The organism is Nonomuraea sp. NPDC005983 (assembly GCF_040614375.1).
Taxonomy (GTDB): Bacteria; Actinomycetota; Actinomycetes; order Streptosporangiales; family Streptosporangiaceae; genus Nonomuraea.
The window spans coordinates 1-24,388 of record NZ_JBEXUP010000024.1 but is presented as its reverse complement, the minus strand read 5'-3'; the positions used below and the strand labels follow the sequence as shown (position 1 = coordinate 24,388).

Annotated in this window: 28 protein-coding genes, 2 tRNA genes and 2 pseudogenes; 11 read left to right on the top strand and 21 right to left on the bottom strand. The window is 68.3% G+C overall.

The features are described 5' to 3' along the window. Positions 1-78: 78 nt before the first annotated feature. Entirely contained in the window at positions 79-1,113 is a 1,035-nt protein-coding gene (locus tag ABZ297_RS14065) for a S66 peptidase family protein (RefSeq protein WP_355344597.1), read from the top strand. A 21-nt stretch (positions 1,114-1,134) separates the two neighbouring features. On the opposite strand, the pseudogene ABZ297_RS14060 reads toward ABZ297_RS14065, so the two are convergent. From ABZ297_RS14060 to ABZ297_RS14045, 4 genes and pseudogenes are all read right to left on the bottom strand, one after another. After that, a pseudogene (locus ABZ297_RS14060) lies at positions 1,135-1,254 on the bottom strand (PPOX class F420-dependent oxidoreductase); the annotation flags it as partial. Beyond that, positions 1,255-2,136, bottom strand: a complete 882-nt coding sequence (locus ABZ297_RS14055; RefSeq protein WP_355344594.1) for a hypothetical protein — start codon at positions 2,134-2,136, stop codon at positions 1,255-1,257. After that, entirely contained in the window at positions 2,137-3,183 is a 1,047-nt protein-coding gene (locus ABZ297_RS14050) for a hypothetical protein (RefSeq protein WP_355344591.1), read from the bottom strand. Then, the gene (locus ABZ297_RS14045) at positions 3,176-3,793 is read right to left on the bottom strand and encodes an RNA polymerase sigma factor (RefSeq protein ID WP_355344588.1); all 618 of its coding nucleotides are present in this window, start codon (positions 3,791-3,793) and stop codon (positions 3,176-3,178) included. The genes ABZ297_RS14050 and ABZ297_RS14045 overlap by 8 nt, the downstream gene beginning before the upstream one ends. A 149-nt stretch (positions 3,794-3,942) precedes the next feature. Between ABZ297_RS14045 and ABZ297_RS14040 the strand changes: the two genes are divergently transcribed. Then, entirely contained in the window at positions 3,943-4,350 is a 408-nt protein-coding gene (locus tag ABZ297_RS14040) for an integrase core domain-containing protein (RefSeq protein WP_355344585.1), read from the top strand. 68 nt (positions 4,351-4,418) lie between these two features. On the opposite strand, the gene ABZ297_RS14035 is transcribed toward ABZ297_RS14040, so the two are convergent. The 6 genes from ABZ297_RS14035 to ABZ297_RS14010 all read right to left on the bottom strand — a co-directional run bounded on the left by ABZ297_RS14035 (position 4,419) and on the right by ABZ297_RS14010 (position 7,861). Further along, the gene (locus tag ABZ297_RS14035; RefSeq protein WP_355344582.1) at positions 4,419-4,841 is read right to left on the bottom strand and encodes a hypothetical protein; all 423 of its coding nucleotides are present in this window, start codon (positions 4,839-4,841) and stop codon (positions 4,419-4,421) included. Between the two features lie 394 nt (positions 4,842-5,235). Beyond that, positions 5,236-6,177 carry a hypothetical protein gene (locus ABZ297_RS14030; protein ID WP_355344579.1) on the bottom strand — a complete coding sequence of 314 codons (942 nt, stop codon included), beginning with the start codon at positions 6,175-6,177 and terminating at the stop codon, positions 5,236-5,238. Between the two features lie 249 nt (positions 6,178-6,426). After that, positions 6,427-6,729 (bottom strand): hypothetical protein, encoded by a 303-nt coding sequence (locus tag ABZ297_RS14025; RefSeq protein ID WP_355344576.1) that lies wholly within the window; start codon positions 6,727-6,729, stop codon positions 6,427-6,429. After that, positions 6,615-6,980, bottom strand: coding sequence for an ATP-binding cassette domain-containing protein (locus ABZ297_RS14020; protein ID WP_355344727.1), 366 nt, complete (start codon positions 6,978-6,980; stop codon positions 6,615-6,617). Before ABZ297_RS14020 ends, ABZ297_RS14025 begins: the two co-directional genes overlap by 115 nt. Then, positions 6,932-7,020 (bottom strand) — tRNA-Ser (locus ABZ297_RS14015). The genes ABZ297_RS14020 and ABZ297_RS14015 overlap by 49 nt, the downstream gene beginning before the upstream one ends. 277 nt (positions 7,021-7,297) lie before the next feature. Then, a complete protein-coding gene (locus tag ABZ297_RS14010; RefSeq protein WP_355344573.1) occupies positions 7,298-7,861 on the bottom strand; it encodes a YceI family protein in 564 nt (187 codons plus the stop codon). A 101-nt stretch (positions 7,862-7,962) separates the two neighbouring features. On the opposite strand from ABZ297_RS14010, the gene ABZ297_RS14005 reads away from it, so the two are divergent. Then, positions 7,963-8,457, top strand: coding sequence for a MarR family transcriptional regulator (locus tag ABZ297_RS14005; RefSeq protein ID WP_355344570.1), 495 nt, complete (start codon positions 7,963-7,965; stop codon positions 8,455-8,457). Here ABZ297_RS14005 and ABZ297_RS14000 read toward each other — a convergent pair. Next, positions 8,414-8,920, bottom strand: a complete 507-nt coding sequence (locus tag ABZ297_RS14000; RefSeq protein WP_355344567.1) for a SigE family RNA polymerase sigma factor — start codon at positions 8,918-8,920, stop codon at positions 8,414-8,416. The two genes, ABZ297_RS14005 and ABZ297_RS14000, sit on opposite strands and share 44 nt — an antisense overlap. A 220-nt stretch (positions 8,921-9,140) precedes the next feature. Here ABZ297_RS14000 and ABZ297_RS13995 point away from each other — a divergent pair, with 220 nt between their 5' ends. Beyond that, the gene (locus ABZ297_RS13995) at positions 9,141-10,088 is read left to right on the top strand and encodes a hypothetical protein (RefSeq protein ID WP_355344564.1); all 948 of its coding nucleotides are present in this window, start codon (positions 9,141-9,143) and stop codon (positions 10,086-10,088) included. A 5-nt stretch (positions 10,089-10,093) separates the two neighbouring features. Then, positions 10,094-10,882 (top strand): MauE/DoxX family redox-associated membrane protein, encoded by a 789-nt coding sequence (locus ABZ297_RS13990; RefSeq protein WP_355344561.1) that lies wholly within the window; start codon positions 10,094-10,096, stop codon positions 10,880-10,882. A gap of 97 nt (positions 10,883-10,979) precedes the next feature. On the opposite strand, the gene ABZ297_RS13985 is transcribed toward ABZ297_RS13990, so the two are convergent. Further along, complete coding sequence (locus ABZ297_RS13985; RefSeq protein WP_355344558.1) at positions 10,980-12,161, bottom strand: ATP-binding protein; 1,182 nt, start codon at positions 12,159-12,161, stop codon at positions 10,980-10,982. A gap of 218 nt (positions 12,162-12,379) precedes the next feature. Between ABZ297_RS13985 and ABZ297_RS13980 the strand changes: the two genes are divergently transcribed. Genes ABZ297_RS13980 through ABZ297_RS13970 form a run of 3 tightly spaced genes read left to right on the top strand, consistent with a single transcriptional unit; the run spans position 12,380 to position 14,573 of the window. Continuing rightward, positions 12,380-12,865 carry a SigE family RNA polymerase sigma factor gene (locus tag ABZ297_RS13980; protein ID WP_355344555.1) on the top strand — a complete coding sequence of 162 codons (486 nt, stop codon included), beginning with the start codon at positions 12,380-12,382 and terminating at the stop codon, positions 12,863-12,865. Further along, the gene (locus tag ABZ297_RS13975; protein ID WP_355344552.1) at positions 12,862-14,100 is read left to right on the top strand and encodes a hypothetical protein; all 1,239 of its coding nucleotides are present in this window, start codon (positions 12,862-12,864) and stop codon (positions 14,098-14,100) included. Before ABZ297_RS13980 ends, ABZ297_RS13975 begins: the two co-directional genes overlap by 4 nt. A gap of 11 nt (positions 14,101-14,111) precedes the next feature. After that, positions 14,112-14,573 carry a MaoC family dehydratase gene (locus ABZ297_RS13970; RefSeq protein ID WP_355344549.1) on the top strand — a complete coding sequence of 154 codons (462 nt, stop codon included), beginning with the start codon at positions 14,112-14,114 and terminating at the stop codon, positions 14,571-14,573. A gap of 43 nt (positions 14,574-14,616) precedes the next feature. Here the strand turns inward: ABZ297_RS13970 and ABZ297_RS13965 are convergent, their stop codons facing one another. From ABZ297_RS13965 to ABZ297_RS13940, 6 genes are all read right to left on the bottom strand, one after another. Beyond that, positions 14,617-14,862 carry a hypothetical protein gene (locus tag ABZ297_RS13965; RefSeq protein WP_355344547.1) on the bottom strand — a complete coding sequence of 82 codons (246 nt, stop codon included), beginning with the start codon at positions 14,860-14,862 and terminating at the stop codon, positions 14,617-14,619. Further along, positions 14,859-16,403, bottom strand: coding sequence for a radical SAM protein (locus tag ABZ297_RS13960; protein WP_355344544.1), 1,545 nt, complete (start codon positions 16,401-16,403; stop codon positions 14,859-14,861). The genes ABZ297_RS13965 and ABZ297_RS13960 overlap by 4 nt, the downstream gene beginning before the upstream one ends. Then, positions 16,400-17,131, bottom strand: coding sequence for a prolipoprotein diacylglyceryl transferase family protein (locus ABZ297_RS13955; protein ID WP_355344541.1), 732 nt, complete (start codon positions 17,129-17,131; stop codon positions 16,400-16,402). Before ABZ297_RS13955 ends, ABZ297_RS13960 begins: the two co-directional genes overlap by 4 nt. A gap of 655 nt (positions 17,132-17,786) precedes the next feature. Then, positions 17,787-18,107 carry a hypothetical protein gene (locus ABZ297_RS13950; RefSeq protein WP_355344538.1) on the bottom strand — a complete coding sequence of 107 codons (321 nt, stop codon included), beginning with the start codon at positions 18,105-18,107 and terminating at the stop codon, positions 17,787-17,789. Positions 18,108-18,125: 18 nt separating this feature from the next. Continuing rightward, positions 18,126-18,755 carry a response regulator transcription factor gene (locus tag ABZ297_RS13945; RefSeq protein WP_355344535.1) on the bottom strand — a complete coding sequence of 210 codons (630 nt, stop codon included), beginning with the start codon at positions 18,753-18,755 and terminating at the stop codon, positions 18,126-18,128. Positions 18,756-18,918: 163 nt separating this feature from the next. Beyond that, entirely contained in the window at positions 18,919-19,869 is a 951-nt protein-coding gene (locus tag ABZ297_RS13940) for a histidine kinase (RefSeq protein ID WP_355344532.1), read from the bottom strand. A gap of 313 nt (positions 19,870-20,182) precedes the next feature. Here ABZ297_RS13940 and ABZ297_RS13935 point away from each other — a divergent pair, with 313 nt between their 5' ends. Both ABZ297_RS13935 and ABZ297_RS13930 read left to right on the top strand, forming a co-directional pair. Next, on the top strand, positions 20,183-20,728 hold the full coding sequence (locus ABZ297_RS13935) for a hypothetical protein (RefSeq protein WP_355344529.1): 546 nt from the start codon (positions 20,183-20,185) through the stop codon (positions 20,726-20,728). A gap of 57 nt (positions 20,729-20,785) precedes the next feature. Next, positions 20,786-20,858 (top strand) — tRNA-Arg (locus tag ABZ297_RS13930). A 116-nt stretch (positions 20,859-20,974) separates the two neighbouring features. Here ABZ297_RS13930 and ABZ297_RS13925 read toward each other — a convergent pair. After that, positions 20,975-22,117 carry a site-specific integrase gene (locus tag ABZ297_RS13925; protein WP_355344724.1) on the bottom strand — a complete coding sequence of 381 codons (1,143 nt, stop codon included), beginning with the start codon at positions 22,115-22,117 and terminating at the stop codon, positions 20,975-20,977. A gap of 427 nt (positions 22,118-22,544) precedes the next feature. Between ABZ297_RS13925 and ABZ297_RS13920 the strand changes: the two are divergent. Continuing rightward, positions 22,545-22,769, top strand: a pseudogene (locus tag ABZ297_RS13920) (replication initiator); the annotation flags it as partial. Here the strand turns inward: ABZ297_RS13920 and ABZ297_RS13915 are convergent. Together ABZ297_RS13915 and ABZ297_RS13910 are read right to left on the bottom strand one after the other, a co-directional pair. Beyond that, positions 22,751-23,014 (bottom strand): hypothetical protein, encoded by a 264-nt coding sequence (locus ABZ297_RS13915; protein WP_355344730.1) that lies wholly within the window; start codon positions 23,012-23,014, stop codon positions 22,751-22,753. The pseudogene ABZ297_RS13920 and the gene ABZ297_RS13915 sit on opposite strands and share 19 nt — an antisense overlap. A 270-nt stretch (positions 23,015-23,284) precedes the next feature. Then, a complete protein-coding gene (locus tag ABZ297_RS13910; protein WP_355344526.1) occupies positions 23,285-24,004 on the bottom strand; it encodes a DUF2306 domain-containing protein in 720 nt (239 codons plus the stop codon). Between the last annotated feature and the right edge of the window lie 384 nt (positions 24,005-24,388).

The window sequence follows — 24,388 nt, the reverse complement described above, 5'->3', positions numbered from 1 at the left end:
GGCGTCGTGATCGACTGCCTCTGCAGCGATTGGCTGGTGAAAATCAACTGGCCATCCTGCAGAGGGCTGGCCAGGATCATGGGCATGAATGTGCGCTTACCCGCCCCATTACGTCCCGGTGATCGTGTCGGTGTCACCGCCCCCTCCAGCGGAGTGGACGACAGCCTGCGAGATCGCCTCCAGGTTGCCATACGCACAGTGGAGGCCCACGGATATCAGGTAGTCCTCGGAAACTGCATGGACGGCACCAGTCACGTCAGCGCTCCGGCGGCCGAACGGGCACACGAACTGATGACGATGCTCACCGACCCGCAGATCAGGGCCGTCGTGCCACCGTGGGGCGGGGAGACCGCGATCGACCTCTTGCCGCTCCTCGACTGGGACGCACTACGTGAAGCCGATCCGACCTGGCTGGTGGGCTACTCCGACATGTCGACGATCATCACGCCGATCACCCTGCTCACCGGGACGGCGACCATCCATGGCAACAACCTGATGGACACGCCGTACCGCACCCCCGAAGGGCTGCTCAGCTGGCTGGACATCGCCACGATGCAGCCGGGGACGGCGTTCACACAGACCCCGCCGAACCGCTACCGGGCGCAAGGCTGGGACGACTACCAGACCACCCCGGAAGCGCACGAGTTCACCCTTGACACCCCCGGACGTTGGACACGCCTGGACGACAACGGCGACGTAGAGGTCGAGGGCCGCCTCATCGGAGGCTGCATCGAGACCCTGTGCAACCTCACCGGGACACCCTATGGCGACGTCGCGTCCTTCGCCCGGGCCATGGCGCCTGAAGGGCTTGTGGTCTACGTCGAGGCGGGCGGGCACGACGCGGCGACGATCTGCCGCAACCTGCACGGGATGCGGCTCGCCGGGTTCTTCACCAATGCGAACGCGGTGCTCGTCGGTCGCACCCGGGCACCGGGCACCGGCTCACTCACCCAGCATGAGGCGGTGCTCGACGCCCTGCGCAGCCTCGCCGTACCGATCATCGCCGATGTCGAGTGCGGCCACGTGCCACCGTTCCTGCCCCTGGTCAACGGCGCCCGCTGCAAGGTGGTGTACACCCGGGACCGCAACGAGATCACGCAGATCATCAGCTGAACCCGGATAGGCGGAGCGCTGTCAGCGGATCCTGGCGCTGTACACGTGGTCGACCGTCATCGCCATGAGCACCCTGCGGTCGGACACCATCACCGACCGGTACTCGTCCCAGTCCGGGTGCTCCCCGGCGGCGAGGCGGTGTTAGCGGGGGACGCGCTTGTCGTCGGTCCAGCCGGCCGTGATCGTCTGCGTGCCCGGCTTGCCGAGCACCCGCTTGCCGTCGGCGGTGAGCTCGGTGGAGATCTCCAGCACGGTCATCGTTTCGGTGTCCACGAGGAGCTGCTCCTTGCTGACCGACTCGCCGTCGGCGTGGACCGGCAGGGCCAGCCTCTGCCCGGCGCGGCCCTTGTCGTCCTTGGCCGGGCCGAGGTCGGTGACGCCTTGGGTGGTTTTGATCACCTGGTACGCGGCGGCCCGCACCTTGTCCGGCGCGGGGAGCGCGTACAGCAGGGCGGCGGCCCGCTCGGCCACGTACCCGTCGCGGTAGGCCAGCCAGTCCTGCTTGGTGGCCTTCGGAGCGGTGGTCTTGGCCTGCTCGGCGGCCTCGTCGATCCAGGTGTCCACGTCGGCGGTCAGTCGCTCGCGCAGCGCCTCCGCGTTTGCGGGCAACGCCTGGGCCTGCTGGTACGTCACGTTCTCCTCGCCCCAGGGCCACCCGGGCCGGCCCTTCGTCCGCGTCAGCGACCCCTTTCCGGGCCGGGTCGACAGGCGGACTTTCATGCCCTCGGTTCGGTAGGCCCACGTGGACGGCGAGCCGTCGGCGCGCCAGGCCGCCTCGTCCTTCGCGGTGGCGGGCCGGGCCCCCAGCTCGCGGTAGCCGCTCCAGCCGGTGCCGTCGGGAGCCGTCCAGTCGGTGCTCACAGAGCGCTCGGTCAGGTGGTAGCCGCTGCCCACCGTGTGCGGATGCGTCGCTGTGTAGATCGTCTCGACCCGCCAGTACGCGCCCTTCGGCGCGTCGGCGGCGGCCGGAAGCGCGGTGACGCCGACCAGGGCCAGCCCGGCGGCGGTCACTACGAATCGCATTCAGTTCTCCTTCATGGCGTTCTTCAAGGGGTTGCCGTCGGTCCAGCGGCCGTCTCTGATCGCGGTGTAGGTCAGGAGCAGCCCGTCGGCGGCGGAGCGGGTCTCGATGGCGAGCGGCCGGCCGGAGGTCGGGTCGATCACCAGCCGGGTTCTGGTCGCCCCCGGAAAGTCCGGCGGGGCGAACTCGCCGGAGTCGTACTCGACGGCCTGCCCTGCGCGGCCCAGCACGTCGGTCACCTGCCCGGCGGCCTCGACCCCGGGCAGGGAGGCGAGCAGCCGGTAGGCCGCCGCTCGGGTCCGGCTCGACACCGGGGCGAAGAACAGCAGCCGGGCGGCGGTGTCGATCGTCGTGGGGTCGTCGGCGCCGATGAGCGCCTTGAGCCCTTCGGGGGTGTCGGGTACCTCGTCCATCTTGGTCAGCGGCTTGCCGGCGGTGAGGATGCGGAAGTCCCAGTCCTCGGTGGACCAGGTCTCGGGCTTCCCGGCCCGCGTGCTGAGCAGGCCTTTATGGCCCGCCTCCGAGCGCCGGGTGTATGTCCACGACGTCGGCGAACCCGCTGCGCGCCAGGCCGCCTCGTCCGCGGGCGTGGCGGGACTGATCCCCGCGAGGGTGCGGCGGTACCAGGTTCGGCCCTCCGGGTCGGCGGGGAGCCAGGTCTCGACCGTCTCGCTCTCGCGCAGGACGTACCGGCCGGTGGGGTCGTGGAACTGCCGGCCGCGGACCTCGGTCGCGCCCCACCAACGGCCGGCGTCCGGCAGGGCCGCCGCGGACTTCGCCGCGGCCAGCAGGAACCGTTTGCCGTCCGTCTGGGCGAGGGAGGCGCGGGGGGCGGACGGCGCGGGCGGCGCGGCCTGCGCGATCAGGAGGGCCGCGGCGGCGGCGCCCGCCAGGCCGAGCCCGAGCGCGCTCCACCTGGCCGACCGGCGGCCGCGCCGGCTGCGCTCCTCGGCGAAGGCCGCGTTCAGGAGCTCGCGGCCCGCCTGTTCCACCTCCGGTGAGAGCGGCGGTGCGGGCAGCAGCTCCCGCACTGCCCGGAAGTCATCCATCAGAGCCTCCACACATGGGATCGACGCCGCCCAGGGCGGCGCGGAGCTTCTTCCTGACCCGCGACAGCCGCGAGCCGACGGTGCCGTACGGGATGTCGAGCGCCCTGGCCACCTCCTCGTGGCTGAGCTCGCCCAGGGCGCTCAGCAGCAGCACGTCCCGATCGCCGTCGGGTAGCGCGCGCAGCTCGGCCGCCAGCCGCCCCTGTGCGCTCGCGGCGTCCACGCGGGTGACCACGCGGTCCTCGTGGCCGTGCTCGCGGCCGTCGTGGGCGCCCGCGCTGCGCTGCAACGCGGCCAGCCGCCGCATCTCGGTACGCCGGTGCTGCGCGATCACGTTGCTCGCGAAGCCGTACAGCCAGGAGCGGACCGTGCCGCGGCGGGGGGCGAACGTCTCGCGCTTGCGGAACGCGGCCAGGAAGACCTCGGCCGCCAGATCGTCGGCAGCCTGCCGGTCGAGCCGTCGGCCCAGGTAGGCGTGGATCTCGCGGACGTACCGGTCGTAGATCTCCCCGAACCGCTCAGGTCGTCGGCGCGACAGTTCCAGCAGGACCTCGTCGCTGATCGTCCCCCGAGGATCGGCGAGATCCGGAGCCGTCGATTTGGCAGTCACACTTGTTTACTCCACCGATGAGGTGATCCGCTTTCACCGTCGGTGTGAAAGCCGCCGCGGCTCGCGGCGGAGTAGAGGGTATGAGAGCGGCTGCCCGGTGATGAGATACGACGCGCGCCACCGCCGCGACACTCCTCATCGAGCAGGGTGTGAATCCGGGTCGTGCAGCAGATCCTCGGCCACACCCGAGTGACCACCACCGAGCGGTACACCCACGAATCCACACCGCTGATGCGCGACGCGGGGGAGCGCCTGGTGTCCGCTCTCTGGGGAGATCCGTAGCCGTTGCAACTAACACTGCAACTACCCTGCGCCGCGAACTCCTGGACCGGATCTTGATCCCCAGTGAACGCCATCTGGCTCTCGTGCTCGGCGAGTACCTGAACCACTACAACGGGCACCGGCCGCACCAGTCCCAGCAGCAACGGCCCCCGGACACCGCAACACAGCCCGTCCGGGACGTGACCGAACTCAACGACCTGCATATGCCGCTAATGATGTGGCTGTGGGCTGCCGTGCCGGTCAGTAAAGACGTATGGCCACGGGCATCGAAATGAGGCCGTCAGCCCGTGGCCTGGGTTTCACATATCTCGCCTGGGCTGGAAGGACAATGCCTTCTTCGGGGCTACTTGTACTGGATCGGTGACCATGACTCGGCCACCTCGTTGCCGTTTACGAACACGTACACGATGATGCGCATCGCGCTGTAGTCATCGGCTTTCCAGTTCCCGCCGTCAGGGATCTGACCGGGAGGACAGCTGTTCCCGTACCGGTAGTTGCCGTAGGAACCGTCGTTGCGCCAGTACTCAATGGTCATCGCGTAGGTGCAGCCGCCCGGCGTCGGTCCGGAGAAGTATCCGGTAGGGAGGTAGACGGGCCAGCCCCAGTTCCAGTCATAGGAGATGCACGCCTTGACGCTACTCTGGCCTCCGTTGTACCAGTGTGGAGCATCGCAGCCACCGCCACTTGCCGCATGTGCGGGGGCGCTCACGAGTAGGGCGGCGGCACTGAGAAAGAAGACGAGCAACATTCGCCGGATTCGTTTCATACATCCTCCCGTTTCCGTTCGTCGGCCACCGATATGGCCAGCGCCAGAACACGGTAGGACCTGAACCTGCGTGATTTGCGCGTTCACATCGCGCAGAACGTCGTGGTACCCGTTGCGCTACCAACACGGCTGGGCGGCCGTCCTGGAACGGGCTGGAACGCGAGCGAACTGCAACCCAAACTGCAACCCGCTTCGGGTTTCGTCGTTGCCTCCGCGTACACGGAAATATTTAGCTACCCCGACGGAGGGAACGGGTGCCCAGACTCCGGCAGGAGCACCGAACCCGCGCCCTGATCAGCCATTACCGCCAGCGAGGCGACCCGCCACCTCAAAATCTACGGATGCGGTACCGGGGGCCGCCGTTTTCCGTTCCCGCGTGCCGGACGGAGTGTGGCTACCTGAGCACCTGGGTCCGCGTGGACGCCCCGGGATAGACGATGATGAGGAATGCCTGCCTGGCGTCTCCGTCGTCGGCCAGGGCCGCTTTCGCCCCCCGCATGTGCACCCGCACCCGGTATCGACCGGCGTCGTGGATCGCGAGATCGGGTAGCCCCTTCTCCACCTCGCCCTCATCGTCGATGAACACCATTTCTCCATCGGTGCTCTGGTATCCGACCTCGACGACCTTCTCCCAGCCTTCGACCTCCACCGGAGGGCGCTTGTCGTACGCCTCGACGGCGACGCAGACGTGCGTGTAGGTGTCGGCTGTGAGAATGGTGAGATCACCGGGTGTGGCGCCGACCACCTTGTTGGCGAACGCCCGGTCCAGAGAGGACGGATAGACGGTATCCGATCCTTCCTCGAAGACATTGAGCATGCCCGTCTGCGCCACCCATACTGTGGCCCTGGCCCGCAGCGAGGGGCGCGCCGGCGGCCGGTGGTCGGGAAGAGAGGCGCACCGCCGCTCGGCGGTCGCGATGACGTCTTGTTCCCGCTTCCGCTGCGCCTCCTCCTCGGCGAACCGGCGCCGGTTGAGTGCTGGACACAGGTATCCGAGCGCCTTGGTGTTCTCCTCCGTGTTGACCACGAAACCGCGGGTCTCCATGACGGTCTGCATCTCCCGCGAGTCGTTACGCAACGACACCTCGCACAGGCGCCGGCCGATCTTGACCAGATGCACGTCAGGTATGTGGGCGTAGCGGCCGTTGAAGGTCAAGCGCTGCCTGTTCGCGCAGACGAACGCGGTCTCCCGCTCTCCGGGTGTGGGCTGCTTGTTCATGTACACCGACATCCTCCACGGCGCGCACTCCTTCGACGCGGCCGATGTGACCTTCTCCGGCCCCTGGTCCTTGGCGGTCGTGACGAGGAGGAGCGCCGTGGCCGCGACCGCTGTCACCGCACGGACGGCGCGGTACGCCCGGGTCGCGGCGGGAGCGGCTTCCGGGCGTGGCAGCGATGATCGAGGCGATGTGGGCACGCGTGATTCCGATCGGGAGGAAGGAAGGCTGTTCCTCCCTATCTGATCTTGCACGCCGGTGTCCAGGGAAACACCTGGGCTCGTCGAGAATCAGCAGGTCGCGGCCCTCGCGCACCAGGGCCAGGGCCAGGGCCGGGGCCAGGCGCTGCCACTGGCCGCCGGAGAGCTTCACCCGGCCTGCGGGTCCTCGTCCTCGGGGCCGAAGAAGACGCGGCTCATGGTGTCGTAGCCGCAGGGGAGCGTCCGGACGATGTCGCGGGCGCCGGCCGCCCGCGCCGCCGTCTCCACCCGTCCGCGGTCCGTCAGGGCCTCGATGTCGCCGACCCCGATGTTCTCGGCGGCGGTCAGGTCGTAGCTCATGTAGTCCTGGAACAGCACGCCCATGCGGGCGCGCAGCTCGGTCGGGGCACGTCGCGGATGTCGACGCCGTCCCAGAGGATCGATCCCCGGCACGGGTCGTAGAAGCGGCACAGCAGCTTGATCAGCGTGCTCTCGCCGGCGCCGTTGAGGCCGACCCATGCCACCGACGAGCCTCGCAACCCACCAGATGAGGGACGCCAGTGACCGCATGGACTCGGTTCTGTGGGCCTCGGTCTGACGCCAACTGCAACCCGTGACCCCACGAAGATCGAAAAAGGCCCTTCCCTTGAACGGGGAAGGGCCTTCCGACGTGCGGAGGATCGGGGATTTGAACCCCGGATGGTGTTGCCACCAAACCGCATTAGCAGTGCGGCGCCATAGACCTGACTAGGCGAATCCTCCCGGTAGCCACCTGGCTCAGGACAGCGTACCGGCCTTCTGGCGAGGCGGCAAAGTGGTTGCCGGTCGCGTCGCCGTCCAACCGCTATCCGACCGTCGTTCAGCCGCCGTCAGTCCATCGGACAGGCGTCCGAGCGGCCGTCCAACAGGGCCGGACGGGGGCGGAGCCGGGGCCGGTCCGGGGTTGTCCACGGGACGTCTAAGGTTATCCACCGCCTGTGAATAACCGCCTGTGGACGAAGCCCGCCCCGGCGCGTTGGGCGGGCTTTCGGCCGGTGGTTCAGGCGGCGGGGTTGGCCTCGCCCTCGATCTCGACCTTGATCTTCTTGCCCACCAGCACGCCGCCGGTCTCCAGCGCCTGGTTCCAGGTCAGGCCGAAGTCCTCGCGGTCGAACTCGGTGCTGATGGAGAAGCCCCATACCGCCTGCCCCCAGGGGTTGGTGCCGGCGCCGCCGTACTCGACGGTGAGTTCGACCTCCCTGGTGACGTCACGGACGGTGAGGTCGCCGACGACGGTGAACTCGTCGCCGGAGTGGCCGGTCACCCGGGTGCTCTTGAAGGTGATCTCCGGGAACTTCTCGACCGACAGGAAGTCGTCGCTGCGGAGGTGGCCGTCGCGGTCGGCGACCCCGGTGTTGATGGACTCGGTCTTGATGGTGAGTTCGGCGGACGACTCGAGCGGGTTCTCGGCGATCGTGACCGAGCCGCTGAAGTGGCCGAAGCTGCCGCGGACCTTGCTGACCATCATGTGCTTGACGATGAAGCCGACGCGCGTGTGGGCGACGTCGAGGTTGTACGTGCCGGCGGCGGGGATGGTCAGGCCTTCCCAGGTGCGAGTGGTCATGGGAGTTCTCCTTGACGAGAGAGAGGTTGCGGTGCGGATGTCTGCGGCAACAAATGTCTACAGGAGGAATATTCCTCACGTCAACTATCATCGGATAGGCTATGAGCGTGATACCAACTGACGACCCCCGGCTGACGGCAATGGGCCTGCTCGCCGAGGTCTACGCCGGCCTCGCCGCGCGGATGCAGCCGGTGCTGCAGGCCGCCGGGTTGTCGGACATCGACTTCGAGACGCTGATCAGGCTGGCCCGCTCCCCGCGCGAGAGCCTGCGGATGAGCGACCTGGCGGCGCAGACCGGCCTGTCCACCAGCGGCGTGACCCGAGTGGTCGACCGGCTGGAACGTGAGGGGCTGGTCGCCAGGGTCGCCTGCGCCACCGACAGGCGCGCCTCCTACGCCACGCTCACCCCCTTGGGCGGCGAGCGGCTGGAAGCGGTGCTGCCACTGCACCTGAAGGACATCGAGCAGTCCTTCACGGGCCTGCTCGGCGCGGACGAACTCGACCGCTTCCTCCAGACGCTCCGCACGATCAGGGACGTCGTGCGTCCCTGCGCTACGGCTGGGGCTGTGGAGGACGCATGCCCAGGTCCGCCCTGAGCTTGGCCATGGCCCGCGACACCGTGCTCTTGACCGTCCCGAGGCTGATGCCGAGCGTCCTGGCGATCTCCGGTTCGGTCATGTCCTCGTAGTAGCGCAGCACGATCGCGGCCCGCATCCGCTCGGGCAGCCGGTCCAGCGCCTGCTCCAGGAGTTCGTGCCCGTCGCCGCTGGCCTCCCCCTCGGAGGTGGCCTCGGGCAGCTCGTCCGACGGGTACTCCTGCAGCTTGCGCCGCCGCCACTGCGAGATGTTGATGTTGACCATCGCCCGCCGGACGTAGCCGTCGAGCGCTCCCCGGTCCTGGATCCGGTCCCAGGCGAGGTAGGTCTTGGTCAGCGCGTTCTGGAGCAGGTCCTCGGCGTCCAGCGGGTGTCCGGTGAGCTGGTGGGCCGTGCGCAGCAGAGCAGGACCGCGGGCCTGGACGTACTCGCGGAACTCCTCTTCCCATTTCGTGGTCTGCATCGTGGCCAGAATCGCAGCCGGATGTCATGTTGAGGCTGAACCGCAATTCAGGATTCGGCCCGCCAACGATAAAGGTAGGTCAAGGTCGGTGGCGGTTTCTTCGACGCCGGGTGTCAACACCTTCCCTGAGGGTTGCGTATTTTGCTCTCTTCTGAGCCGTACGACGTGAGCCGTCCGGGGAGTCATGTGAGTCTGATATGGCGAAGAAGGAGGGGTGTTGATGGCGTATCCGAGCGTCGAACGCCGCCGGGTGTTGGCGGCAGCCGCGTTGGGCCGCGAATCCGGCGTCCCCGGCCCCGATCCGGCGGGCGGTGACCCGTTACGCGCGGTCGCCGGGAAGATCCTCGACATCAGCCCGCACCTCGTCACCGTCGAGACGTCCGGTGGCGAGGAGGAGCGGCTCGTCATCGCGCCGTGGGCGACCGCCTGGCACGGCGCCGACAGCGCCCCCGCGGACCTGCCGGTCGGCTCGTCGGTCATGATGCGCATGCTGCGCGAGGGCAGGGTCGTCGAGCGGATCTGGGCCGACACGACCCGCGTCACGGGCACGATCCTGTCGATCGAGGGACGCAGGGACGTGACGGTCGAGCTCGACTGCGGCTCGCACCGCGGGCGCCGCACCATCGTCATCCCGTACCGCGCTACCGGACGCCTCCGCGTCCGCCATCCGCAGTTCGAACCCGGTTACCTCTTCGACGCGATCGGCGTCAGGCGCGACGGCGCCGTCCTCGCGCTGCTGCCTGCCACCTCGCAGCCCGCCTACCCCGCGCGGGCCGTCCCCGCCCCGCCGCCCGCCTACGGCGGGACTCAGTCGCGCATCTCCGGCACCGCCACCTGGTCGGACGCCTTCGACGAGGAGGAGCGCGGGCTCGCGTACCCGATGGTCGAGAGCTCCGACACCGGGTGCCCGGACGCCGAGGTGTCCTGCGTGGGTCTGCCGTACCTCGCGATCGGCTCGCTGCTGCAAGTCAAGAACGTCTGCGCGGAGCGGTCCGCTAACGTGCAGGTCGTGGCCTGCGGTTGCCTTGCCGGACGTTTCTGCGACCGTTGCGTGGAATGCGGCACCTCGCCGCGCGGACGGATCGCCGAGCTGTCGGCGCCCACCTTCGTGGAGCTGGGCGGCGACCTGGTCAAGGGGTGTTTCAACGCTCAGATCGGATTGGGGTGACGCACGTGCTGGCATCGCAGCTGCCGGTTCTGATCGTGCTGCTGGTCATGGGCGCGGTCGCCAAGGTCGTCACGGTGCGCTCCGGCGGGGAAGCGCGAGCGCTCACCCGGTTCGGGCCCGCCGTCCTGGTGTCCGGACGGATGCAGGTTCCGGCGCTGCTCGCGTGCGCCGTGGGGGAGCTGGTCCTGGCCGTGGGCGTCACGTTCAGCACGTCGCCGATCTTCAGGTGGGCGACCGTCGCGTTCTTCGCGCTCTCCACGTACGTGCTGCTGGAGCTGAGCCGCCGGCGGCCGGACGCGGGCTGCGGCTGCTTCGGCGAGGTCAGCTCGGCGCCCGTGGGGCGCCGCTCGATCGGCAGGACCGTGGTGCTCACCGCGATGGCGCTGGTGTCGGTATGGGCGGACGTGCCGGGCTGGATGGCCTTCACCCAGATCTCGTGGCTGTCGGCGGGAGGCGTGGTCGTCCTCGCGCTGCTGTCGCCGGAGATCGAGGAGATGATCGACAGGATCAGGTACCGCGCACCCTGCGAGCAGCGCAGAGCGCCCGCCGAGCAGGTCACCCTCTCCAGGCTCCGGTCGAGCGGCACCTGGCGCGCGCACCGCGACCAGCTCGCCTCGGCCGAGCCGTACGACAGCTGGCGGGAGCTGTGCTGGCGGTTCTTCGTCTTCCAGAACCACGACAAGGCGGACGTCGTGTTCGCGGTCTACCTCAGCGGACGCCGACCCGCCGTCAGGGTCGCCGTCGTCAGCCCGGAGTCTCTTCCGGAATATAGCCCAGTATCGGCCTGGCGCTAGAGAGCCATAGATTTCCCTCGACAGGCATGACGGTATAGCTCTATTGGGCTATCTAGCTTCCCCACTAGACAGCCCAATAGAGGTCTAGGTGTGCCGATCAGATCGGTTGCGCACGCAGGAACCTCCCGAAATGCGGCACTGTGAACGCGATCAGGCCGCGTTCCGCGCTGTAGATGAGCCCCTTCTTGATGAGGCTGTCGCGAGCAGGGGACAGGCTGGACGGCTTGCGGCCGAGGGCGTCGGCCACCTCGGCGGTGGCGACCGGCTCGTCGCCGATCTGGGCCATGGCGTGCATGTAGTCGCGCTCGGCGGGGGTGGCGCGCTCGTAGCGGCTGCCGAAGAAGCCCACTGCGAGCTCCTCCTCGGCCTCGGGCGCCGACACCTTGACGTCGTCGAGGGTGATCGGGCTGCGCGGCGCGAGATCCCAGGCCACCTTGCCGTACGCCTGGACGAAGTAGGGGTAGCCGTCGGCCGCCTCGTAGAGCGCGTCGAGGGCGTCCTGGGTGAACTCGACCTCCTCCTCGCGCGCCGGCAGGATCAGCGCGAGGTCGGCGGCCTCGCGGTCGAGCTTGTCGATGCGCGCGTACCGGAAGAGCCGCTCCGAGTAGCTCTTGCTGGCCGACAGCACGCTCGGCAGGTGCGGCAGCCCCGCTCCGACCACGATCAGCGGCCCGCCCGACTGCGACAGCTCGTGACAGGCGGCGCAGAGCGCGGACACGTCGGCGGGCTGGACGTCCTGCATCTCGTCTATGAAGAGCGCGATGCCGACGCCGAGGTCGGTGGCCACGCTCGCCGCGTCGACGAACAGCTCGGTCAGGTCGATCTCGAGGTCGCCGGAGTCGGCGCGGCCCCGGCTGGCGGGCACCTCGATGCCGGGCGACCAGTGCGAGGTGCCCTTGGCCGCGCCCGGATCGCGCATGGCGAACGCCTTGAGCACACCGAGGAACTCCTCGATGCGCTCGGGCGCGCGGTGCCGCGGGGCCAGCTCGCGGATCGCCATGTGCAGGGCGGCGGCGACGGGACGGCGGATCGACTGGTCGGGACGGGCCTCGATCTTGCCCGTTCCCCACAGCCGCTGCATCGCCATGGACTTGAAGGTGTTGAGGAGCACGGTCTTGCCGACGCCGCGCAGGCCGGTGACGACCATGCTGCGCTCGGGACGGCCGCGGGCCACCCGCTCAAGCACGACCTCGAACTGCTGCAACTCGCGGTCGCGCCCAGCCAGCTCCGGCGGACGCTGCCCGGCTCCGGGGGCGTAGGGATTGCGCACAGGGTCCACGCTCTCGGACTTTATTGCGGGATATAGCGGCCGTCTTAGATTTGGGCAGAAAGCGCTACGGCGTGTCCGCGGGGACCCGGTCGCCAGTACGGTCATCGAACACACCCCCTCTCACCTGGCCGAACCCATGTTCGATTCGGTGGATGAAACTGTAGCGCGGACTCGAACAGGTGCGCGATGCTTTCAGGTAAAGATCTTTGCAACAGGGCGGAAGCCCCGTGCGTCTCGGTGTTGTGGAGTTCGAGGATTTCGTCCGGGCGAGGGGCGCCGCCCTCCTCCGGTACGGCTACGTGCTCACCGGCAACGCCGACGACGCCGCCGACCTGGTGCAGGAGGCGCTGCTCAGGCTGAGCGACAGCTGGGGGCGCGTCCGCAACAAGGACGCGCCCGAGGCGTACGTGCGCACGACCATGGCCCGCCAGCACGTCAGCTGGTGGCGCAGGCGGCGTAGGGAGCAGGTGACCGACGACGTCCCCGAGGGCTTCTACCTCGACAGTCACTCCTTCGGGGAGCTGTGGAAGGAGCTGGCGACGCTGCCGAGGAAGCAGCGGGCCGTGCTCGTCCTGCGCTACTACGAGGACCTGTCGGATCAGGAGATCGCTGAAATCCTCGGCATCTCACGGGGAACCGTACGCAGCCAGGCTTTCCGGGCGCTCGCCACGCTCCGTGTCAGGCCTGCGGTGCTCGAAAGGGAACGGGCATGAGGACAGAGGACGAGCTGACCCGCGCGCTGCGCGAGGCGGCAGAGCGGGCCCCGGCCCCCGACCTGCTCACCGGCGTCGCACACCGCAGACGCAGGCGGACGAGACGACGGACGCAGGCGCTCGCGGCGGTGGCCGTGGTCACGGTGGTGGCGGTGAGCACGGCTGTCGCCAGGGGCGCCTCCACCAGCGGGGGCGGAGGCGACGTGGCGGTGCAGCCCTCCGGCGAAGTGGTCATCCCGACCAAGGAGCCGCCAGGTATGGCCGTCCCCACCGGGAAGCTGCCGGGGACGATCAAGTCCGTGCCCATCGAGAAGCTGTGGCCAGGGTCGGTCTTCACCATGCCGGCCACGCACGCCGACGGCTGGGCGTATCGCCCGCTCGACGGCATCAGCGCCACCGAGGTGCTGCTGCTGGCCACGAAGCAGTCGTCGTCGCAGAACCGCAGGCTGGAGATCTACGACTCCAGCACCGGCCGGTCACGTGTCCTGACGGAGGTGCCGTCGCCTCGTGAGGTGCTGAACTACCCGCAGCAGCTCGACCTCGACGTTCAGAACGTGGTCTGGTACGTCAACAGGAGAACGCCCGAGGGCGTCGCAGTGGTCGACCTCTGGAAGTCATCCAGGTCTGGCGGCCGGCCCCAGGTGTTCGGCAGTCTCACGGACAAGGGCATCGGCGTGATGCGGCTGGCGGGTGACAGCGTCGTGTGGTCGATGGAGAAGGGGGGCGTCTACTCGATGCCCCTCACCGGTGGAGCCGCCCGGCCGATTGCCGCAGGAAAGGGACTTTTCCTGACCGACTGGCCATGGGCCAGTGACGTCAGCAGGAGCGACTTCAACCGTAACCAGACCAAGGTCGTAAACCTGGATACCGGCGAGGTCCAGCACGTCAAGGCGCGGGAAGGCGTGCGGGGCCTGCGCTGTGCCCCCGTCTGGTGCTATGGCAGGGTGCCGAAGGGTACGCTCGTCCAGCACGTCGACGGAACCCACGCTCGCGTGATCCCCCGGATCCTCAGGGGTGCCGGCTTCGGGGGGCCTCCCTACAGAGGGCAATTGCTGATGGCAGGCGCTGACGGTCTCTACGACCTGCAGACCGGCGTGTTCGCCGAGCTCCCGAAGGCTGACAGCTGGGTCGGAGTGGGCACCAAGTCAGAGCCGGGCCCGATCCTCTACAACGCTGCGAAGAAGGGCGACGAGCTCGTGGTGCTGAACTTGGCAGCCGGCCCGGAGGAGCAATAGCGTTCGCAACCATGCGGACCTTCGCGAACGTACAGGAACTCAAGGCGGCCGTCGGCGAGAAGTTCGGCCCGACCGAGTGGCGCACTGTCACCCAGGAACAGGTCAACCTCTTCGCCGACGCCACCGACGACCACCAGTGGATCCACGTGGACGTCGAGCGGGCCAAGGCCGGCCCGTTCGGCGGCACGATCGCCCACGGCTACCTGAGCCTGTCGCTGCTGCCGTCGCTCATGGACGAGCTGATGACGGTCGAGAGCGTCGCGATGGGGATCAACTACGGGCTGAACAAGGTCCGTTTCCCCAGGCCGGTGCCGGTCGGCGCGCGTGTCAGGGCCACGGCCGAGGTCACCGACGTCAAGGGCACCCCCGCCGGGTACCTGTCCAACGTGAAGGTGACGATCGAGGTCGAGGGCGAGAAGCGTCCGGCCTGCATCGCCGAGACCCTCAGCCTGTTCGTCCCAGCCGCCGAATAGCCGCCTTCCCCGTGCTCCACGATCGCCCGGATCGTGGAGCGCCTCACCACAGCGAGCGGACGATCGCCGCCACCGCGACCAGCGCCAGCAGCCCGAGATAGGCCAGCACCAGCCGGGTGTCCCTGAGCAGGCACTTGCTCCGCGTCAGCCCGGCTCGCCGCGCCTTCCAGTACCCCGCGAAACCCAGGCCCGCGAACCCCAGCACCGCCCACGGGCCGAGCAGCCAGGCCAGCAGCGCCACGGTCGCGTACACGCACAACCGGAGCGGATCGTACGGCTCGGCCTTCACATGATCACCTGTTCGAGCACGGGCTGCGAGGCCACCGCCGACAGGCGCTGCCGCGACAGCTGCGGCCACGCCTGCACGGCGCAGAACGGCGCGCACTGGTCCTGGTCGGACCGCGTGCCGACGTGCACGCAGCACTGGGTGAGCCGCTCCTCGATCATCGTCGAGACGTCCATGAACGGCTTGACTGTCACCCGCACCACCCGCTCGCCCAGCATCCGGCGCAGCTTCTTCCGCCGGCCGGGCAGCGCCGACGAGGCCATGGCCAGCAGCGTCGACACGCCGAGGTCGCAGTTCTCACAGATGTTCCGCCACAGGTCGCCGATCTGCGGGTGCGACAGCGACGACTGCTCCGACAGCAGCCCCAGCAGCGACTCCTGGACGGCCAACCGCAGCTCGCGGGGGAGTTCGGTGTCGGCGATGCGGTTGGAGACCAGCCCCAGGTTCTCCTTGAGCCGGTCGTGGCCGATCAGCGCGACCAGCGAGCGCCATTCACCCGCGTCGTCGCGGATCAGGTAGCCGACCGAGCAGCAGTGCGGGTGCGAGCACGGCAGCGCGGTCAGGTCACGCCACGTCACCAGGCCGCCGGTCTGCGGACCGAGCCGCTTGAGCACGCCGGTGTGCGTGAGCCGGTCCATCGGGTCGATCGGCCCGGACCTGCCCGAGCCGAACTGCGGCTGCAGCGACACCCCGCCCACGAACGGCGTGTCGAGCGCGAGCCGTACCACGTCGCCGATCTCGCCGTCGTTGACACCCAGTGCCGCCGTCATCACCAGGGTCGTGAAGATCTCCCGCGCAGAGAGCCGTTCCACCGCCCGCGTCTTGAACCGCCGCAGGTCACCACCCCGATGATGGACGGACGCCGCGGCCGAGCTCCCGTCGTACTGCAGGTAGACCTCGACGCGCTCGCGATGCTCGGTCAGCAGGTCGAGCAGGGCGTCGTCCCTGGCGATGAGGACGCCGTTGGTGTTGATCAGGATGCGAGTGATCGGCCGCTGTTCGAGCTCCGCGAGCAGCGTCGCGAGCTCGGGGTGCAGGGTGGGCTCGCCGCCGCTCAGCATGAGGACGTCCAGCCTGCCGTTCTCGCGGGCCAGCCGCTGGTCGACGTTGGCCAGCACCTCCGCCACCGGGACCACGCCCGCCAGGTCGGGTGAGCTGTCGGCGAAGCAGGTGGGACAGCGCAGGTTGCAGGCCTCGGCGATGTCCTCCAGGAGGATGCAGGTGTGCTGGGTCTGCATCTCGGGGAGCCCGTGCAGGTAGGCGGCGGGGACGGGCACGAAGTTCCCCGCGAGGTCCGGCACGTGCTGCTTGGTGGGAGCGGTCCACTCCTCCAGGTACGCCAGGATCTCCGGGTCCTCGTCGTACAGCGTACGGATTAACCCGTGCTCGCGGCAGCCGCGCTCCAGCCACACTCTGCCGTCGCGAACGGCCAGGTAGCCGCTGAGCCGTTGCACCTGGCCCAGATCTTGGCCGTGGCAACGCGGGCAGAACGCGTTGACGTACCGGAGGATGCGGTCGCCCCGCAGACCCATCCCTGTGCTCATGTCATGACCTTCCGCTGGAAAAGTGGATCGTAGTGGCCGCGCCGCCACCCGTACGCCAGCCTGAGTGCCAGCAGCGCCAAACTCGGGATCAGGAACCACTGCGGCCTGGTGAGATCGAGCCAGACTGTCTCGTTCGCCCGCGTGAACTCCACGACGAAACGGAAAGCCGCATACGCCGCGAGGTAGAGCGTGAACAGCTCGCCCGGCTGGGTGACCCGTCTGCGCGCCCACACCAGCGCGCCGTACGCGACAAGCTGGAAAACGACCTCATAGATGAAGGACGGATGCATCGCCTGCCCCGTCAGACATCCCGGGCACTCGGGCGTGGAGGGAGGCGCGTGCACCCCCCACGGCAGATCAGTGGGACGCCCTGGCGCCTCGGTCAGATGGCAGCCGATCCGCCCGACGGCCATCCCGAGGGCCACGGCGGGCGCGAACAGGTCTCCCGTCCTCTCCTTGTAGCCGATGACCCTCTTGGCGATCAGCACGCCCACGTACGCGCCGGTCAGGCCGCCGAGAATGCTCCGCGACCCATACAGCCAGAGCTCCTCCAGATCCAGCGTCTCCAGCCACCCCGCCAGCCGCATGCCGATAGCCCCGCCGACCAGCGCCCCGGTGACGGCGGCCAAGGACTGCTCATTGAGCGCACCACGACGCCGAGCCTCAAACACGAACACCACGGAGGCGACCAGCACCCCCAGCCCTACGAAAACCTCATGAAACGGCATGGCAACCGCACAACCCCAACCCGCCACCAACCCTCAACCGGATACCGGCCTCCAGCCCGACACCTGGCCCCTGCCCGTTGGCAGGCTCCAACCTGACACCAGCCACCAGCCCGTCTGCAGGCCCCACCCCGACACCAGGCCCCTGCGTGACACCCGGCTCCAGCCCGACACAAGCCCCCACCCCGACACCAGGCGCCAGCCCGTCTGCAGGCCCCAGCTCGGCACTGGGCCCCTGCGTGACACCCGGCTCCAGCCCGGCATCAGGCCCCTGCCCGTTGGCGTGCTCTAACCTGTCGCCAGCCACCAGCCCACCATCAGGGCGTATACGGCCTTCGGCCCTAGACGCGCTCATCCGACGCGGCCTTCCAGGACGACAACCCGTCTGACCTGCTTTGCGGGCCCAGACGCTCGTCCGGGAGTGACCTTCGACCACGAGCGCTCGCCCGGTGCGGCTTTCGACGCAGGCGCGTTCATCTGGCGCGAGCTCCGGCCCAGAGGCTCACCCGGCCCGAATCCACGCAGAGATGCACCCGACCCGGCGTTTCCACGCAGGGGTTCACCAGGCACGGCTTTCCGGAGGAGGCGCTCACCGGATTCGGCCCCCCAAACGGGCGGCACCCACCTCTCGCGGCCTCGCGGCACAGGGCGTGCTCATTTAGCCGTACAGCCCGGGGTTGAGCCCTGTGCAGTAGCCCACCGAGACGATCGAGGCGAGTGCCCAGCCGATCATCAGCCCCATACCCAGCCCCTGAGACCACGGCTTACGCACCAGCACGAGCACCAGCCCAACCCCGAGCCCGACGGCAGCCAGGAACGCGGCAGCGACCCCGATGGCGACCCGTCCCTGTGCGCTCAGCACGGCGAGCCCCACAAAGAGGTTCAGAACCAGGTAGGCAAAGGCGCCGGCGAACGCCAGGCCCACGATCAGCCCCGTCGGACGCTGCGGCGGCTGGGGCGGCGGGGGTGGCGGGTACACGGCGTTCAGACTACGGCCCTATACCCCCTCTGAATAGTAGATCGCTGCTTGAACCCTGCTCTTCAATCCGAGCTTGCCCAGCACCCTGCTCACGTGCGTCTTGGTCGTGGCCTCAGCCATGTCGAGCTCCTTGGCGATCTCGGCATTGGACAGCCCACGAGCCACGCAGGCCAGCACCTCCCGCTCGCGCGGCGTCAACGCACCCGTATCTCCACCCTGCTCCCGGCGCGGCACCTGCTCGGCGAAGGCGGAGATCAACCGCCGCGTCACGGACGGCGAGATCAGCCCATCGCCCCTCGCCACGAGCCGCACGGCCTGAACCAACGCCTCAGCATCCGTGTTCTTCAACAGGAACCCAGCAGCCCCCGCCCGCAGCGCCCCAAAGACATACTCGTCCACGTCGAACGTGGTCAGAATCAACACGTCCGTCACCCCTGCCAACTCGCGAGTGGCGGAGATCCCATCAAGCCGCGGCATGTGCACATCCATCAGCACCACGTCGGGACGCATCTCCCGCGCCAGAGCAACGGCCTCCTCGCCATCCCCGGCCTCGCCCACCACCTCGATGTCCTCGGCGCCATCGAGGATCAGCACGATCCCCGCCCGAACCGCCGCATGATCGTCCGCAACCAACACCTTGACCGCCATCGCACCTCCACCGCCCTATCCCCGAATCCGTTACGTCCCCGACCCCGCTACGTCCTCGACCCCGCTACGTCCCCGACCCCGTCACGTCCCGAACCCAGCACCTCCTCGAACCCGCCATTGACGGCCGGGCTCGAAACCTCCCCACCTCAGCCTCCGAGGCCCCTCACGCGATCTCCGCCGAGGTCGGAAGGACCGCCACCACCCGCCAGACCCCCGCGTCCGCGCCCGCCTCAAACGTGCCCCCCACCAACCCGGCACGCTCCCTCATCCCGACCAGCCCGGCCCCGGCCCCGGGCAGCCGCACTTTGCGCCCGTTCACCGGATTGTCGACGGTCACGGTCACCCGCTCGGGCTCGTACGCGATCCCGACCGTCGCAGGCTGCTCACCGTGCTTGAGCGCGTTCGTCAACGCCTCCTGCAGGATCCGATAAGCGGCCAGATCGATCGGAACAGGCAACTCCTGCGGCTCTCCCTCGACACGCATGTTGATCGCCATCCCGGCCCGTCGCGACCGGTCAACCAGGCTCTCCGCGTCGGCCAGCCGCAGCCTGGTCGCCTCGGGCTCGTCGCCCTCCTGACGCAACAGCCCGATCATGGTCCGCATCTCGGCCAGCCCCTTCACGCTGTTCTCCCTGACGGACTCCATGATCTTGCGGATGGTCGCCTGATCGAGATCCCTCCTGGACAGCGCCGCAGTCGACTGGATGGCGATGGCGCTGAAGTGGTTGGCGATCATGTCATGCAGCTCGCGGGCCATCTGCGTTCGCTCGGCCGTGATCGCCGCCTGCCGGTCGAGGTCGGCCAGCCGCGCCACCTGTTCGGCCCTGGCCCGCTCGGCGGCCGCCTGATCACGATGCTGCCGCAGCACCATGGCGGTGGTCACCGGCGTCACCAGGATCAGCCCCGCCTGGATCCCGATCACCGCCAGCACCATCCAGTCGCGCGTCAGAAAGCCCACCACCGCGCCGGCCGCCACCGCCATCACCGTTGTGGCACCCAGTAACCACCGCGCCAACCGGGCAGGCCCGTAGAGCGCCGCGCTGTAGAGATTGTCGGTGTACACCAACAATGTGCCGAGCGAGGGCCCCACGGCCACGTCGATCGCGATGCCCACCGTGCCCAGCCCGAGAGACCACAATGGAGCGCGCCGCCGTACCAGAACCCCCGCACAGGTCAGCGCGAGCGGCGCGACAAGCAGCCACTGGGACGCCCCGCGATGGTTGTAGGCCCCACCCGCGATCAGGATCGACCCCACGCAGAAGGCCAGAGCCCCCCCAACTACCTCGCGCTTCATGCCCCCATCCCACCACCTACGGCAACTGCTTCCATCCTTCGAAGGATTGCCTGTGGATACATCCTTCGATGTATCCACAGGTTCGTATCCACAGATGATGTGAAAGGCCTGGCCAACCTGGACTATAGACAGCGTGATTGTCGCCATCCTGATCGGCTGCGAAGTCGGCTTCTGGCTGCTGCTCGGACTCGGTCTGGCCAGCCGCTACCTGTGGAACCGCCGCAAACTCAGCACCGCCCTCCTCCTCAGCGTGCCGCTCCTGGACGTGATCCTGCTGGTCGCGGCCGTCATCGACATGAGAGGAGGCGCGACAGCCGACTTCCGCCACGGCCTGGCAGCCGCGTACCTGGCGTACTCGATCGTCTTCGGCCACCGCACCGTCCGATGGGCCGACGCCAAGTTCCACCACCGCTTCGCAGACGGCCCACCCCCCTGGAAGCCCCCGGCGGGCGGGATGCCCAGGGCTCGCTATGAATGGGGCATATGGCTCCGTATCGTCCTCGCGTACGGAATAGCCTTTTTGATCGTCTTGGCTCTGGTCTGGCTGGTAAACGCCCCGACACGTACGGAACCCTTGATCACCTTCATGTTCGGCCTGCTCAAGGTCCCCTTGATCGCCCTCCTCTGGCCACTCAGCTACACCCTCTGGCCCCGCAAGATCGAGTCAAGTCGATCGTGATTGCCCAAACTGGTTCGAGGCATCCCCCAGAACCCGCTATGCTTGCTTACGCAGCGAGCGGCCGTAGCTCAATGGATAGAGCATCTGACTACGGATCAGAAGGTTGGGGTTTCGAGTACCTCCGGCCGCGCACATACGAAAGGCCCGCGACCAGGGAAAACCTGGAGCGGGCCTTCTTGTTTGTCAGGACAATCTCGGGATCTTGCTAACACCTTTGCTAACAGCGTGGCTCCCGGGTGGCTCCCACTACTCGCCGATCGCCTGAGCGAAGACGTCCGCCGCTGACGCTTCCGCCGCATGGATCACGTGGGCGTACACGCGGAGCGTGATCGACGGGTTGGCATGACCGAGGCGGGCCGCAACGACGTGCACTGGCACGCCGGCGAGGAGGAGCGTAGTCGCGTGGATGTGGCGGAGGTCATGCAGCCGGGCATGCGGCAGCGGGGTGTCCGGGTGAGCTTCGTTGTAGCGCTTGATCAGGACCGGGAATAGCGAGCTGACGGTGTCCGGGTGGACCGGTTCGCCCCATCCTGTGGTGAACACGTAGTCGCCTCCCCCTCGCCACTCGGGCCCGACTTTCAGCTTGTCGGCGGCCTGCATCTTGTGCTGGTTACGAAGTACCTGGATCGTGCCGTCGTCGAGACTAACAATGCGCTTCCTGCCGCTCTTGGTGGTCCCCTCGATGCGTTCACCGTCAATGAACGAGGCTGAGCCGCTGATGTCAAGCTGTTTGCCGTCGAGGTCCACGTTGGACCAGCGGAGGTGGAGGAGCTCGCCACGCCGAGTGCCTGTGTAGGCCGCAACGTGGAAGAAGGCCCAGAGCCGGTGTTCACGGGCGTGCCGGAGAAACGCCCTGAGCTGGTCTGTGGTCCAGACGGTGCCCGGCTCGCTGATCTCGCGGCGGGGGCGCTTGGCCTTCTCGACGGGGCTGGACGAGAGCAACTCGTCAACGTTCACCGCGTCACGGAAGGCTTTCCGGAGAACGGCGTGGACGTAGTCGACCGTGCGGGAGGACAGAGGCCGTCCGTTCTTGCCGCCGCCTGCCCTGAGATCCCGGTACAGCTTCGTGATCGTGGACGCCCGGACTGCCTGCAATCGCAGGGGGCCGATGTTGGGCTTGATGTACCGGTCGATCATGTGGCGATAGTCGGCAAGCGTCTTGGGCTTGATCTCGACCGCGTGGGCCTCGATCCACTCGTCGAGGTACTCGCGGACTGTGATCGTGTTGCGGTCGACGTACTCGCCACGTCGGGCCTTGACCCGTGCCTCATCACGAGCCGCCTTGGCATCGTCCTCGGCGGCAAAGCCCCCCACCCATCGAGGCTTGCTCTCGCCAGTTTCGGGGTCTCGGACCCTGATCACGTATGACCAGGTGGTGCCACGCTTCATGACACCGTCGCGCAGCTTGGGTGCGCTCTTCTTGCGCGGTTGGTGTTCGTCGGCCACGCGGCGGGCGTAGTCGACGAGTGCCGGGGACGGTCCTGGTTGATCGTCCTGGGCGGGGACGAGAGCGGGACGATCAGCGGCGGGGACGGCTGCGGGTTCGTCGGGACGCGGACGGGACGGTGAGAGGTCTCCTGGGGACGTCTCGGAGACGTCCTGGGACGAGTTGGGATGAGGGCCGGACGTCCGGCGTTCGAGCATCGAGACCGCGACGAGGAAGGCGGCGGCCGGTGTGGCGGCGCTGATCCAGCCCCACACGGTCGGATCGGCTTGTTGCAGGTTGGCGGCCAGGGACAGGACGATGGCGCCGGTCAGGACGAGGACGGGCCAGGAGATCAGGCCGCGCCGCCGGCGGCCGGTCTTCTTGTCTCGTTGGCGTTCGCAGGCGGTACGCCGCCGCTTCGCCAAACTCAACGGCCTGACCGTCAAAGCCCTGCGCGAACACGTCAGCATCGCCTTCGCCAAGGTCGCCGAATACCAGCGCCGCGGCGTCGTCCACTTCCACGCCGTCATCCGCCTCGACGGCCCAGACGGACCCGACTCACCGCCACCAGCCTGGGCGACAGCCGACGCCCTGGCTCAAGCCGTCCACCATGCGACGGCCGTCGTCACCGCGGAGGTCAAGCCGCTCAGCCCCTCCTTGCAGATGAGCCGGAGATGTGCGGAGGAACCGGCGGTCATCTCCTCGTCGGTCACCCCGAAGGGACGCCAGACCAACCGCCCAAGGTCAAGCGCGCGCTGCACGCGGCCGCTGTCCGGGACCGCCCCGTTGTTGGGAACGAACACGGCCATCAGCGCGGGGTAGTACTCCAAGTCGTCGACCTCGGGTGCTTCTTCGAGCATCGCAATGACGAGGTCGAGAAATCGCCGCCGAACTCCAGGTCGCCATCCACGCAGCCATTTTGATCACGATGTTCCAGGCGTTCGGGTCCCCGGGGTCGGTCTGCCACTGGGCTATCGCGTCGTCGCCGACCGCCGCGAACATCAGCACTCCGCTGAACTCGGGGAACGGCGCAAGATCCCGGACCAAGCCCGGGACGTCGGCCGCAGACCCGTAGGCGTGGCGTAGTTTGGCCCACGGGATCTCGTCAAGACCGGCAAGGGCGCCGGAGGTCACGAGCCGGACTCTGGCACGGATCGGTAAGCCCGGCGACGGGACCGGATCCGAACGATCAGCCACTGGGCAACCAACAGATTGATCGGCCAGGAGAGCCACGCTCCGCTCATATATGCCCGGTCGAAGGAAAGGGCGGTGCTGGAGAAGACCGCCAGCCAGAGGCGGAAAGTGACCGCGGCGAAGATGAGGGAGTAGGACCTGATCATCCAGATCTGATGCTCGATGATCGCCCGGCGGCGAATCGTGGCGAACGCCATACCGGACGCGTGCAGCAGGGCTATGGCGAGCCCGGCGAACCCGAGGGGTGCGATCGGCCAGTAGAGCCCCTTCGGCACCAGCAGCAGGCCGCCGATCCCGGCTGCCAGGGCGCTGAGCAGGTAGATCCGCCCGATCACCCGATGCGCCGCCGAGTGCCACGCCCTGATCCGTGGTGCGAACTGCCACGGGCCCAGGGCGAGCGCCAGGATGCCGCCGCCCACATGAAGGAGCAGTGGGACGAGATTCGCGACATAGACGGCGCGCTGCTGTGCGAGGAAGAGCTTGGGGTCGAGCGTGAAATAGCGCGCGGCGATCGCGGCCGTCATCGTGGCCAGGAAGATCATGCAGATCCAGCCGCTCCGGCTCCGGCGCGGGGTCTTCTTCCCCGCGCTTCTGCCTGCCCGGTTGGCCTCGGCGGGAGCGGATGGGCTGCTGCTGGTGGGGACGGGAACAGTCATGCCGGGAAAGCTACGGTCCGGTCCACGTGCGCTGCGTCCACCTGCGGGGGTCGATTTCGGTACCTCAGCAGGGGTAACGGCGATACCAGCTATACCCGGCGAAACCAAGGGCACCCAGCCAGCCAACGATTCAGCGGACGGGCACGCATGTACCCCACCAGGGGTATGGACCGCCTACCCTTCCCGGGCAATGTGCGGCGCGCCGACTGTCGCTAGGCTCGGCTCGATCAAGTCGCCGCGCAGCGGTGACGCCAACCCCCGGAGCTGCGATGAGTCGGTCGAACTGGACCAGTGCGCGCGCCGCCGCCCGGCGCCTCCGGCCGCTGCCGGCCGGACCCGCCGTCTGGCGCCGGCTGCGCCCGAGTACCGCGGTGCTCGACCTGG